This is a genomic window from Kosakonia beeri (assembly GCF_054165705.1).
Map to the genome: position 1 here is coordinate 284,463 of NZ_CM135106.1, position 12,646 is coordinate 297,108.

The following is a 12,646-nucleotide window of genomic DNA, read 5'->3' on the forward strand; positions in this document are numbered from 1 at the left end:
GCTGATTATGCTAGAACTTAAAATATCACTTGGTTATCCAAACAAATATTGGTTTGAATACAAGCATCCAAATATTTTAGCTAGTGATTTTTTGAAGGGGGCTGAGTTTGATTTGTCAGAGCGGTTTAATTTTTATTTAAAAAATAGAGTCAGTGAAAAGAGTTTATTTTCATATGATTTTTATTTTAGTGATGGACCTTTAGTTATATCACCTCGTCTCGTGTCTGTATTATTGGGCGCTAATGAGTTTCTTAGTGGCATACAATTGCTTGATGCAACAATGCATATTAATAATGCCGAGTATTCTGGCTACAAAGTGTTAAATGTAATTGATGCAATCTCATGCATAGATATGGAACGTTCTGATAGTCAGCTAATATTGAGCTATTTGCCAAATGGGCCAAGAAAGTTCAATAAAATAGTATTCAAAAATGGCATCTCCGAGAATTTTAGCTTAGCAAGATGTCAAGAACATAACTCAAGCTTAGTAATATCTCAATCTTTTAGAGATTTTCTTTTAAATAAAAATGCAAAAGGAATTGATTTATCCTTATGAGGTTATAGGAGAAATTTGGATGTCCATATCTCTTTTAGAGATGGTAGTTGTATATACACACTTATAGATAGTAATTATAAAAGATTATCATTTATCAAAAGCGATCTCTGATCCACCCGGGCAGAGTACCGCTACGACGCCCTGGGCCGCCGCACGGAGAAACAGGTGTGGCGACGCCATGCCCGTAAACCGGAACGCACGCAGTACGCGTGGTCCGGCCTGCAGATGGTGGGCGAGCGCAGCGACAGCGACCCGGACGCAGCCGTGCAGTATGTCTATACGGAAAACAACTACGAGCCGCTGGCCCGCATCGACAGCCGGCAGCAGCATGCGGAGATGTACTGGTACCACACGGAAATCAACGGCCTGCCGGAAAAAGTGACCGACAGCCGCGGCGAAATCGTGTGGCGCGGCACCTCAACCGCATGGGGGCGCAGCCAGCACGAAAGCGTGTATGCGGAGTGGGATGTGCCGCAGAACCTGCGCTTCCAGGGCCAGTACCTGGACCGCGAAACGGGACTGCACTACAACACCTTCCGCTACTATGACCCCACCGGCGGCTGCTACACCCAGATGGACCCGATAGGGCTGCAGGGCGGGCTGAACACCTATACGTATGTTGTCGATCCGCTGGTCTGGGTTGATCCGCTGGGGTTGAGTTGTGGAAATATAAAAGAGTTTGATATTGTTCCTTATCGACCTAGTAATTCTCCTTTAGAGAATCACCACGGTGTGCTAGATATTTCGATGTCTAAAAATGTACCCTCATACGGAGGTAAATATCCTACTAATTCTCCAACGATTCTTTATCTGTAGAGAATCATGCTGCGACAAAAGCAGTCTATCGTGATTGGTTAAGACAAAGAACAGGTAAACCAGGCGGTGGGAAGGTTGACTGGACAACAGTTAACAATAGAGAAATGAAAGATCTTTAAGAAAAAATGTTTGATGCCGCACATGTTCCTGCGGCAAGTAGAGATGCATATTATCGAGCAGTAAACCAATATTTATATGATGGGTCTTTTGAGTCTGTGATATTTTAAGGTGAAGAGTATGGATAAAATAAACAAAGTACTTGATTTGATTAAGAAAGATAAAAGGTGTGAGGTGATTCCGCCCAAAGGGGATCTGCCATCACTCCCTAATAATAAATTAAAATACCCTGAAGATGTAATTTACTTTTATCAAAAATGTAATGGAGTTAAACTTTTTTGCAACGATAACTCTCTGATCACATTTACCATTCTGTCTAATGATGAAGTTTTAAATTCAAACATGAAGATTGTAGGTGAATTATGTGAATATGATATATCTTCCACATGGTATCTGATAGCAAAAACGGATAACAATGATTATTTATCTATAGATTTATCTTTTGAGAGAAATGGCCGTTGTTATGATAGTAATTACGAGGTTCATGGAGTAGCCGGAAGCTGTCCAGTTATAGCACTCAGTTTCTCTGAGTTATTGTCGGAGTTGTATAACACAGGTGGTAAAGATATTTACTGGAAAAAGAAAGACTATGGAGATGCGTATGATTAAATGAGGTTTGTATAAAGGCAAGATATTATGAGATATTGCATTCAAGGAAGTGCAGTGTATTATCACATTCGCTCGTAATTGCTTGCTATTAAGTTTTTTATTTTTAGAGTTGATGGGCTCTTCCTGTGATTTATTTGAGAGGGATTTTTTCATTATTAATCTATGCGCCAATTGCGTGGGTTTGTTATTTCTTGATAAACAAAAATTTTATATTAAATAATTTAAATTCTTAGGCAGCCGTTGGGAATACGGCTACGACGAGCACGGCAACCTCAGCAGCACGCGGCAGCGACGGGACAGGTCTGGCGTTATCCAGCATTTTGCGTATGAAGATGAGCAGCGGGTAAAAGAAATCACCTTCACCGGTCATGCCGAATTCATAAAGGTGGAATACCGCTACGACCCGCTGGGCAGATGTACTCATAAGGTGCTCTGGCGTTATAACGACCCGCAGCCGGAAAACATCCGCTTCGACTGGCAGGCATTACAGCTCGCCGGTGAACAGAGCGACCGGGAGCCGGACCACTACGTTCAGTACGTCTACACCAAAGGCAGGTACGAGCCGCTGGTACGCGTCGACAGCATCTTCGACGACTGCGAAATTTACTGGTACCACACCGAACTTAACGGCCTGCCGGAGCGGGTAACGGACGCTGACGGCCAGACCGTCTGGCGCGGGCAGTTCAGCACCTGGGGCAAAACGGAGCGCGAACTGAGCGTACCGCAGTGGCAGATGCCGCAGAACCTGCGCTTCCAGGGCCAGTACCTGGACCGCGAAACGGGGCTGCACTACAACACCTTCCGCTACTATGACCCCACCGGCGGCTGCTACACCCAGATGGACCCGATAGGGCTGCAGGGCGGGCTGAACACCTATACTTATGTGATTGACCCCCGCTGGGATGGGTTGATCCGTTGGGGTTAAGGCCATGTGGGCATTTGAACTGGAAAGCTGTTGTTTCTTCAGATGGAGAAACCCGTGTTCAACATGTAATGAAAGGGCATGGTATATTAAATCCTAATAAGCCAGTGCAAACTTTATTTAATAAAAATCCTATTAAACAAATCAATAAAGCATGGAAGAAAAGAATGAAGTCTAATCCATTTCCGGACTCATCTGATGCTGTATCAGATACATTTATTGTTGATATGAAACATCCTATCGGATACGACAGAGATACTGGGAAGGAGTTGAATAAAATTTTTATCGTTGTTAAGAGAAATACTAATAAAATTATTACCGGTTTTCCAGTTGAGTAAAGTAAGGAGGAAAGATGTTTTGGTTTTGTATATGTCCAAAATGCTACGGGCAAGGACGATTGGTTATTAGACGATCGGAACTGAATGGTCGTTTGTTCTTCAATTGCGATGAGTGTGACTCATCGTGGTTTAATGAAAAGGATATTGGAGATAGTAACTCTGTTTTTTTAGGGCATGAGGTTCCTTCTTCTTTTGCAACAAAGAATGACATTCAACAAGCTGGATGGGGTAAATACATGAAAAATATTTATATAAAATAATACTCTTACCAGCATTGGACCCAATAGATTATTGAATAGTCTATTGGGTCTGAAATTCTTAATCCTAAACTATCGCTTTGTATTTTCGATGACCGTTAAAGTTAGCAAAATAAGGAATTTATTGTGGTTGCTGGTTATTTATTATTTGACTTCCGTTTTATCCACTAAATCATAATGTTCTTAATTAGGATTCTAAAAGAAGTGACTTATGAATAATAAATATTTTCTCTATAATAAATCAGGGTGGATAATTGTGTCTTGCAGTAATATATTCGAAAGTTATAATTTTTTGGTTTAGATTGCCATTGTTTTTTTTGTTTATTCTAGTGTTTACGGTGGCGGCACTGATTGCAAAGATATCCACTTTAAAAATTATCTTTTATCGCTAATTACCAGCAAGCTAAAGTATTGTTTTATTTTAATCATTGGTGGTGAGTCTATTGACGACAAAAAAGTAACGGACCAAGGATTATTTAACATGAAAGATGAAATTTTACATGGTGAATACATAACATGATTGAAAATGAAAAACCACAAGATGGCTTGGTATTTATAAATGAAAATAATCCAAACGAATTTGTCATCGTTAATTTCGCCACATGGGTTTCTCTTATTAGAGGGATTATGATTTTTTATGGCGGAAAAAGTGAAAAAGAGGCGCAGGAAATAATAAATAATACACCACTGTTTACCCTTCCACCGCAAAATTATCTTGCAGCATGTTTATTAGGCCATGAGGAAGAGTATTATTGGGCCATGGTGATGTCTCATGGCGATCGTTATTTTGATAAAGATTACAGTCACACAGCGCCTGAGGGTTATCTTGCCTGGCAGGATAACTATATAAAAGAGCATAACCTTGCTAACGCATCGTTAATTTTTAATGATTGATTGGCTATGTTTATTTTAAGGTTTCTACTATGCTCCGGCCTCCTCATCACGCTTCGGCAACAACTTGCCTCCGCCCGTCAAACCAGATGCAGGGTGGCCTGGGAATGTTTATGAAATACCGAAAGAGTTCAATCAGGTGAAACCATGAATATCTCACAATTAGCAGTAGATCGTTTGCTGAACATCAACTGGTTTATCAATATTGGAAAACCAACTGCTTTAGAACATGTAACGCAAGTTGCCAATGACAAGGATTTTATTAAAGCGATAACTGGTGATGATTGGGAAGATATCACCCTTGAGGCACGGAATGAAATAACAGGCTATTTAGCAAAAAAACACAGTAATGATTATCAAAACTGGAATACCTGTGCAAGAGACGCCCAGAAAATAGTGGATGCTGAAATCATTCCATTAGTAAAAAAGGCAGGGATCGCTGAAAATGCCGTTCTGGATAGTATTAAATGGGATTTGGTGAGTTTTTTGATGGAAGATGTTTATAAAAAACATCTCAAGGGTAAACTCTTCTTCGAATCCCTAATCGATGTTTATGAGAATGGGCATGTCCCCTGTGGCTGGGAGGGGGAATGGCCAGTGGGCAGGTTAGTAATTTACTGACGTGATTATTGGAATGCCAAAAGGCAGAGAAATTTTGCGGTTTCCAACCCGGATGTGATACGCGGGAGTTATGCTGTTTTAGCTGTCTGTGAAGGTAACGCTATACTGAGGCCTGGCAGGTACCGTCAACCGATAGCAATGGCGATATTATTGGGGAAGAACAGACCTTACACATTAACGAGCCCATTTAAAATTAACAATACAGGATGCCTGAATGCCTATGCCAGAATCGTTATCTGTTAGCACTGCTCTTCCTGCTGTTGAGTATCGCAAATCAGCTGCGGAGTTTATTGCAGGAGAGGGGGTTTTATATACTGAATTTATGGGTGAAATTGCGACAAGGCAAATCAGCGTCCTGGACGGGGTCTATCATGCTTCGGCCTCTTTAAAAGAGCGTAACGATAAAATTGGTTATCTACTTTATGATGGTCAGAAAAGTGAGTTAGACCTTTCTGCTTCACCGATTATCACCAGGCGTGAATTTGAAGAGGTCTGGTCGGTAGCATTGGGTTATTGTCAGGAGAAGCATAAAATTCAGTATGTTACTGGCAATGCCGCTGTGCCTGTTGGCGCGTCGACAATTATTGCACATATCGTGAATACTCAGGGAGAATGGGATAAAGGCTTCGTTTTATCTTTATCTGAAAATTACCCATCAGCAAGGGAAGCGTATTCAAAGTGCTACGCTGAAGAGAAAAGCCTGTCCTTAGGGGACACGCAGTTTATAAATGCTGATGCCGAAAACAGCATTTTTGTGGCGAATATGATTTGTCAGGATGGGAGCAAAAATAGCGATCGCGACCAAAAACAGTCTGTGTCTTATCCTGCGCTGGAAAAATGCCTCTCCCTATTATCGGATTTTGCGTTAGCACATCGCCTGTCTGTACAAATGCCTCTTATCGCACCGGAGCCAGAGGGTGGAGACGGGAAAGAAATTGAGCGGTTAATAGAGAAACATGTTTGCTACAAACGCATTGAGTGTCGGGTCTTCACAGGGGAATGAATCCCAGGCAGACTGCGAACAACCATGCAATATTTGTCGATATGCATCTTCACGCGTGTATCCGCTGATGTTGTCATGCATAACAATCGAAGTGAAGTGGTTTACTGAATTTGGCCACCTGAACAGAGGTGATATGCTCACCTCAGAACAACACAGGTGCCATAATGAAAAAAAGAAATTTCAGCGCAGAGTTTAAACGCGAATCCGCTCAACTGGTCGTTGACCAGAATTACACCGTGGCAGATGCAGCCAGCGCTATGGATGTCGGCCTTTCCACAATGACGCGATGGGTGAAACAATTACGTGATGAGCGGCAGGGAAAAACACCAAAAGCCTCCCCCATTACCCCGGAACAAATTGAAATCCGTGAGCTCAGGAAAAAGCTACAACGTATTGAAATGGAAAATGAAATATTAAAAAAGGCTACCGCGCTCTTGATGTCAGACACCCTGAACAGTTCTCGATAATCGGGAAACTCAGGGCGCGTTATCCTGTGGCCACTCTCTGCCATGTGTTCGGGGTCCATCGCAGCAGCTACAAATACTGGAAAAACCGTCCTGAAAAGCCAGACGGCAGACGGGCTGTATTACGCAGCCAGGTACTTGAACTGCATGGCATCAGCCACGGCTCTGCCGGAGCAAGAAGCATCGCCACAATGGCAACCCAGAGAGGCTACCAGATGGGGCGCTGGCTTGCTGGCAGACTCATGAAAGAGCTGGGGCTGGTCAGTTGCCAGCAGCCGACTCACCGGTATAAGCGTGGCGGTCATGAGCACGTTGCTATCCCGAATCATCTTGAGCGACAGTTCGCCGTAACGGAACCAAATCAGGTGTGGTGCGGTGATGTGACCTATATCTGGACGGGTAAGCGCTGGGCGTACCTCGCCGTTGTTCTCGACCTGTTCGCAAGAAAACCAGTGGGCTGGGCCATGTCGTTCTCGCCGGACAGCAGGCTTACCATGAAAGCACTGGAAATGGCATGGGAAACCCGTGGTAAGCCCGTCGGGGTGATGTTCCACAGCGATCAAGGCAGTCATTATACGAGCAGGCAGTTCCGGCAGTTACTGTGGCGATACCGGATCAGGCAGAGTATGAGTCGGCGTGGAAACTGCTGGGATAACAGCCCAATGGAGCGCTTCTTCAGGAGTCTGAAGAACGAATGGGTGCCAGCGACGGGCTATGTAAGCTTCAGCGATGCAGCTCACGCAATAACGGACTATATCGTTGGATATTACAGCGCACTAAGACCGCACGAATATAATGGTGGGTTACCACCAAACGAATCAGAAAACCGATACTGGAAAAACTCTAACGCGGTGGCCAGTTTTAGTTGACCACAACAAAGAAGAGCATTTTCGCTATTGGTGCTGCGTTTAAGTAAAGGAGTATAGGGTTTGTCTACGAGGCGATATGACGAGCAATAAACGGTGGTTGAGTTTTGTCCTGGCGGAAGAGGGGACGTTCGACGAGCTACTTTGCAAGTTCGAGCGTGCTTTTCAACAGCCACTCCTCTGTCATGACGATAAAGGGCGCTATATTGCCTGTGCGGTCTGTCAGGGCTTTGAAATAAAGGTGATTGATAAAGAGGACCGACTGAGTGAATTATTGTGCGACGAACACTATGTTCTGGATGTGATTATCTCTTCTGATGACCACTTCAATGAAGCGTTTGAGGCACGGATTAAAGCCCTGTTATCTGATCACGCACTACAGTGGACGAGACGACGTTGGGCTCCACATCCTTTGCCTTAATCTCCATTTGGTCGGGATTAACGTGGTGAAAATCATCATCCACACTGCACTGTATTGTTGTTATTCTGCGCTTCAGGTTTTACCAATACCTATTTTTAGCAGGCGTGCCTATGGTTGATATCAGTGAAGAAATAGAGAGAATGGCGCAGTCGCGCTTCTTCACCAGCATGGGTGTGAACGCTTGTAATGACGAAAATATTATTCTCATTACGGATGTCAAAAAAGCCTTTGTTGAACCGTCTGATAGTGATTTTCAGGGTTTATACAAACGCACTGATTGGCTACCTACCTCACCTGCGCAGGACGATCCCTTCTATAAAAAGCAAGCCAACCCGCAAGAACTGATGGTGTTGCGTAAGGCCATTAACCAGTGTGCGATGGCTGCAACGCGAAATATGGATAAAAGCCGCTTTATGACTGGCCCGCACGACTTTAGCGCTGCCGCCAGAAATGCCCTCTGTTTTGCCTTCCGGCAATTGATCACCGAACGCTACTTTTCACTTGGGCATCGCTGGGAAGTTATCACCCATATTTACTGCGCCGGGCACTGGCCTGTCGGTTATGCGCAACACAAGATCATCGCGATTTAGTTCAGTGGGTAAGCGCATAAGGAGCCTGGATGACGCACGATTTTTTTAAACTTCATCGTCTATATCGACTGGTGGAACATGATGCCCCGGATAATGCTGAAGCAATATATTCGTTGAAAGCGTTATTTAGCGATTCGCCTGTTCCAGATGAGTATCTGTGTTTTATCTCGCAAATGACCGAAGCGGAAATTCTCGTTAACAATGCCGTTTATTTACGGGTATGGGGCGCTGCTGGCTGCGCGGAGATGAATGAGGCGTATCTTATTCAACATTATATGCCTCGTGCTCTGGCTATTGGCGACAATGAAGAGGGTGAGGTCATTTTCTATGCGCCGGGCAAAAACGGGTTTGGCCTTTACAAAGTCGGCTTTGGCAATCTGGACATGGCGGATGCGCAGTTTATTGCGCCATCGCTGGTAGCCTTACTGATCGAGGGCGCCGGTGCGGAAAATCTGTTGCGATAAAACTGGGGGTACGATAGTGGGACGTTTTGGTGCCAACATCGTTGAGAACGGATAAGGAGCACAGCATGTGTGAAGAACATTTCCCGGTAAATAACCGGGAGGAACTGCTAACCCTGATACAGGCATTAGCAACCGATGCCCGACACTCACCTGAAGCGTGGCAAAATAAAAGCGTTGCGGATTATCTTGAGGCCATGGCGTCGTGGATTGAAGATATGGACGGTTATTACGAAAACAGGCAGTTGCCGCTTCCCCAGAATATTAGCTGGGGCGTTTTTGCCGATGTATTAATGGCTGCTAAAAGCTATGAATAACTTTCCGTTAGCGTTTTATAGCTGCGCCTTCACCTCAAAGGATACCTGATGGAGACGACGTTTACTTTTGTCACCGGGACGGCGACGTTGGCTATTTTTGACCTGGCGTGTTTGCAACACCGGGTCGGTGACGATGCTGACTGGTGGAGCATTCCTGAGGATGAAATAGCAGAAATTAATCTGGGAAATGCGCTGTTTCTTAATCTGGGCGAGGATGGCGAATACCGCGTGATAATCAGTGATAATTTCGATGAAACCTGCGCCTCGCTGTTTCTGCGTGTTCCTTCCGGCAGGGTGTTTATTGGCGCAGGCGAAGATACCAGCGGCGGCGATCTTGAGCCAGACGGCTCCGCGGCGATGGCTGGCCTATTTCTGTCACTCCCGGTGGGCTGCTATAAGGTCCGTTACAGCAAATCACAGTCGCAGATATCTCTGTCTTTCACGCCCGGCGAGAAAGCATCGAATGACATTCAGGATCTACTGAGAATATAAATACCCGGCTTGTGCCGCTGTGGAAAAATAGAAACCCTTAGGTTTGTGTAAATAACAGGCAGGAAAAACATGGCACAACTTTTAACGGCCAGTGAATTACCCGCATGGTTTAGCTATCCCCCGGATTTTTTGCGGCTCTGTGCGCAAGGGACGGTGGATTTCGACCCGTGGATTATTCTGCAGGGCGACAGGCTGAAAGCACGCTATGAGGGTGTTAAAACGCGCTATCCGGGGCGGGCTCTGCTGCCTTTCGCCCGCCGGGAAGATAACGACGATATAGCCTGTTGGGAACGGGACCAGGGCGAGCGTGTCATTATCATTCACGACTTTGCGAGCGACGGATATGAGAACGTAACGGTGTTCGACACCTTCGCCGACTGGTTGAGGGAGGTAATTGATGCTGCCGGAGATTATCAGGGGGCGCTGTTTTTTACCGATAGTCTGCCACCCGCAACGGAAAATGACATTGCGCGCCTGGCCGCACTCACGTCTGTGCCCTTGCCTGCCAGCATGATTGCGTTATATCAGACATTCAATGGCGGTCAGCCGCTGCCTTCGTATGTTCATGACGAAGCCTATATTTATCCCATCAATGCGTTTTTTACTGTCGATGAGATGTGTGATTGTTTCCACCAGTTCGATGAAGAGGGCCTGCCGGAAGGCTTTAAAAAAGGCGAGTTACTCCCTTTTGCTTACGATCCAGGTTCGGGCATCTATGCGGTATCGTTAAGAGAAAACGACCCCGGCCAGGTCTATTTTTATATTTTGCATGAGCAGGCGGAAATCTTCGGCATCTGGCCAGACTTTGCTGCATTTCTTGCCTCTTTTACCCGCTATACCAGGGATTAATTAACCCGGCCCTGAGGATTTCCTTAGTATGACTGAACACGGTGTTTACCATGATTGAGGTGCAGAGTTTTATTAAGTCTGAGCAGGGCTTTGTCGATGTTTTTGCCTATGATGGCACCATTACAGATCCGGACTATATTGATGGCGCTCTGCTGTTACGGATAAACGGTGTGGAACTGATCAATCAGTCCATGTGGGATTATGTCGATCAGCTGTGGGCCTATTTCACGTCGGGTTTGCTGGCGCTTGCGAAAGGAGACGTTTTTGAAACTTGTTTCCCGGACCAGCCTGTTACTGTGCGGTTTACACCGTTGCGGGAGCAGGTGCTGGTCAGCGTTGATTGCCACGGCGAAGTGAAGGCGGTGGTCGATAAGGCCGAATTTATTGGTGAGATGGCAACACAGGCGCATCGATTTTTTGCACGGATGGCCACGTTAAAAGGTATCGATCGGCACGCGTATGATCACGAAATTCGCCAGCTGGCTGCGCTTCCGGCCTTATATTTTAAGGCGGCAAGATATGGCGAATAAGAATGTTGGTTTGCAGCCGCTACGTGTCCCAGCGGGGTGGTTTATTGAGCTTAATAATTTTTATGAAGTTGAGCCAGTGACGGAAAATACCGATTACTTTTTCAGCGCGGTGCTGATCAGCGGTGAAAATAAACGTCTGGGCGTAAGTTTTGACTCCCGGTACGAACCCGAAGGAATGCCCGGCGGGGAATTCGTGCTGGTTTTACAAAAGCAGGATTATGACAGGAAGGGACATATCACTCATGTCAGCGTACTGGATGTGAAGCGCACAAAGCAAAAAGCGCACTTTATCCTGCAACTCGAAGAGTTTATGCAAACCGGTACGGTTTAACAGATGCAGTAATAAGAAGGCGGACTCGCCTGAAAGATCGATTTTTACCCTGGCAGGCTGAACATGACGCAACATGCTGATCTCGACACAGAACTGGAAAATCGCATCACAATGCTGGTTGAAGCCGGCAATATCCATCACGATAGGGCGAACATTGCCGAGGCACTGGCCGCTTATCAACAGGCCTGGGCGCTATTGCCCGAGCCCAGAATGAGCTGGAGCATAACGAGCTGGGTTGCGGCATGTCTGTACAGCGCCTGTTTCGATTTGCAGAACTTCACGGCAGCCAAAACGTGGGGCGAAATTGCCCTGGCAGCGAACAATTCTGCGATAGATACCGCGCCGTTAATTGACCTGGGAATGGTCTGCTATGAACTGAAGGCCTACGACGAGGCGTTGAACTATTTTGCGCAAGCCTGGCAATATGGCCAGCGCCGCGCATTTCAGGGGCGGCCACAAAAGTATCTCGATTATTTTTTGCAGAATCGTACCGACTCTTCCTCCGGCTGACTGTTCTGCCGGGCCGCTACGGTATGTCTCCTTATTAAACGGCGTAAATCTTCTCTTCCGGCAGCAGTCGGAGGGCTTCGTCAATTTTACCGGTATTCATCAGCGTGTGGATTTCGGTAGCACGCGCGGTGATGTCGGTGATATTGACGATCCATTTCTGGCAATAATCCGCGACGGCCTCGTTGCGTAAGCCAATCTGAATCGTGCGCCAGGGCAGTTTATTCATGTGAATATCCCGCTCCGGATCCCACTGAATAACAACATCGGACGCAGCGATTTTACTTTTCCATTCGGTCTGATCTTCGCAAACGGCATTGTGGTGACTGCTTAAAATGCCCTGGCTAAGGATCTGCTTAAATCCATCATGGCTGAGATCGATAGCCAGTACCCGCTGCTGGTTCGGATCTTTCTTGCCCCAGCCACAGCGGTACATCATCCACAGAAAAGAGGGCTTAATCCACGTCATACGGGTCATGCTAAAGGGCGGTGAAACAAAGGTGCCGTGTGACAACGCGCTGTCGGCAATGGTGTCGGAATAGGCCTGATAAACGCGGATAAAGTCGTTAGTATAAAACGCTCTTATTTCCCGTTCCGCGACGGGTGTATTTTCATTTATTTGTATCATCTTTTACTCATCCTAAGTGAATAGCGGAATTTTACCGCGCAATTGGCGTGGTAAGGCGCC

Annotated in this window: 17 protein-coding genes and 2 pseudogenes; 18 read left to right on the forward strand and 1 reads right to left on the reverse strand. The window is 45.8% G+C overall.

The window, feature by feature from the left end; all coding sequences use genetic code 11:
• The first annotated feature begins 7 nt into the window (after positions 1-7).
• The 18 genes and pseudogenes from ACUY4S_RS01280 (at position 8) to ACUY4S_RS01370 (ending at position 11,961) form a co-directional block, all read left to right on the forward strand.
• Positions 8-556, forward strand: a complete 549-nt coding sequence (locus tag ACUY4S_RS01280) for an imm11 family protein (RefSeq protein ID WP_458024244.1) — start codon at positions 8-10, stop codon at positions 554-556.
• Positions 557-670: 114 nt separating this feature from the next.
• Positions 671-1,216, forward strand: a pseudogene (locus tag ACUY4S_RS01285) (RHS repeat-associated core domain-containing protein); the annotation flags it as partial.
• Between the two features lie 393 nt (positions 1,217-1,609).
• Positions 1,610-2,098 (forward strand): SMI1/KNR4 family protein, encoded by a 489-nt coding sequence (locus ACUY4S_RS01295; RefSeq protein WP_458024245.1) that lies wholly within the window; start codon positions 1,610-1,612, stop codon positions 2,096-2,098.
• A 289-nt stretch (positions 2,099-2,387) separates the two neighbouring features.
• Positions 2,388-3,034, forward strand: a pseudogene (locus ACUY4S_RS01300) (RHS repeat-associated core domain-containing protein); the annotation flags it as partial.
• A 3-nt stretch (positions 3,035-3,037) separates the two neighbouring features.
• Complete coding sequence (locus tag ACUY4S_RS01305; RefSeq protein WP_458024278.1) at positions 3,038-3,358, forward strand: hypothetical protein; 321 nt, start codon at positions 3,038-3,040, stop codon at positions 3,356-3,358.
• Between the two features lie 773 nt (positions 3,359-4,131).
• Positions 4,132-4,509: a hypothetical protein gene (locus ACUY4S_RS01310; RefSeq protein WP_458023292.1), complete on the forward strand. Its 378-nt coding sequence runs from the start codon at positions 4,132-4,134 to the stop codon at positions 4,507-4,509.
• Between the two features lie 144 nt (positions 4,510-4,653).
• On the forward strand, positions 4,654-5,127 hold the full coding sequence (locus ACUY4S_RS01315) for a hypothetical protein (RefSeq protein ID WP_458023291.1): 474 nt from the start codon (positions 4,654-4,656) through the stop codon (positions 5,125-5,127).
• 214 nt (positions 5,128-5,341) lie between these two features.
• On the forward strand, positions 5,342-6,130 hold the full coding sequence (locus ACUY4S_RS01320) for a macro domain-containing protein (RefSeq protein WP_458023289.1): 789 nt from the start codon (positions 5,342-5,344) through the stop codon (positions 6,128-6,130).
• Positions 6,131-6,294: 164 nt separating this feature from the next.
• Positions 6,295-7,463 (forward strand): IS3-like element ISEc52 family transposase gene (locus tag ACUY4S_RS01325; protein ID WP_105532227.1). Its coding sequence is split into 2 segments (ribosomal slippage): positions 6,295-6,544 and positions 6,544-7,463, totalling 1,170 coding nucleotides; the frame shifts between segments, so codons are not numbered across the junction.
• Between the two features lie 76 nt (positions 7,464-7,539).
• A complete protein-coding gene (locus ACUY4S_RS01330) occupies positions 7,540-7,881 on the forward strand; it encodes a hypothetical protein (protein WP_458023287.1) in 342 nt (113 codons plus the stop codon).
• 110 nt (positions 7,882-7,991) lie between these two features.
• Entirely contained in the window at positions 7,992-8,471 is a 480-nt protein-coding gene (locus ACUY4S_RS01335; RefSeq protein WP_458023286.1) for a hypothetical protein, read from the forward strand.
• A gap of 29 nt (positions 8,472-8,500) precedes the next feature.
• Positions 8,501-8,935, forward strand: a complete 435-nt coding sequence (locus ACUY4S_RS01340; RefSeq protein WP_458023284.1) for an SMI1/KNR4 family protein — start codon at positions 8,501-8,503, stop codon at positions 8,933-8,935.
• 65 nt (positions 8,936-9,000) lie between these two features.
• Positions 9,001-9,249 carry a DUF7660 family protein gene (locus ACUY4S_RS01345; RefSeq protein ID WP_312689892.1) on the forward strand — a complete coding sequence of 83 codons (249 nt, stop codon included), beginning with the start codon at positions 9,001-9,003 and terminating at the stop codon, positions 9,247-9,249.
• A 48-nt stretch (positions 9,250-9,297) separates the two neighbouring features.
• Positions 9,298-9,741: a DUF6386 family protein gene (locus ACUY4S_RS01350; protein ID WP_458023282.1), complete on the forward strand. Its 444-nt coding sequence runs from the start codon at positions 9,298-9,300 to the stop codon at positions 9,739-9,741.
• A 69-nt stretch (positions 9,742-9,810) separates the two neighbouring features.
• Positions 9,811-10,590 carry an SMI1/KNR4 family protein gene (locus ACUY4S_RS01355; protein ID WP_458023280.1) on the forward strand — a complete coding sequence of 260 codons (780 nt, stop codon included), beginning with the start codon at positions 9,811-9,813 and terminating at the stop codon, positions 10,588-10,590.
• A 50-nt stretch (positions 10,591-10,640) separates the two neighbouring features.
• Positions 10,641-11,120 (forward strand): hypothetical protein, encoded by a 480-nt coding sequence (locus ACUY4S_RS01360; RefSeq protein WP_458023278.1) that lies wholly within the window; start codon positions 10,641-10,643, stop codon positions 11,118-11,120.
• The gene (locus tag ACUY4S_RS01365; protein WP_312689884.1) at positions 11,110-11,451 is read left to right on the forward strand and encodes a hypothetical protein; all 342 of its coding nucleotides are present in this window, start codon (positions 11,110-11,112) and stop codon (positions 11,449-11,451) included. The genes ACUY4S_RS01360 and ACUY4S_RS01365 overlap by 11 nt, the downstream gene beginning before the upstream one ends.
• Positions 11,452-11,514: 63 nt before the next feature.
• A complete protein-coding gene (locus ACUY4S_RS01370) occupies positions 11,515-11,961 on the forward strand; it encodes a hypothetical protein (protein WP_458023277.1) in 447 nt (148 codons plus the stop codon).
• 34 nt (positions 11,962-11,995) lie between these two features.
• Here ACUY4S_RS01370 and ACUY4S_RS01375 read toward each other — a convergent pair whose 3' ends face one another.
• Positions 11,996-12,586, reverse strand: a complete 591-nt coding sequence (locus ACUY4S_RS01375; protein WP_458023276.1) for a DUF4291 domain-containing protein — start codon at positions 12,584-12,586, stop codon at positions 11,996-11,998.
• Between the last annotated feature and the right edge of the window lie 60 nt (positions 12,587-12,646).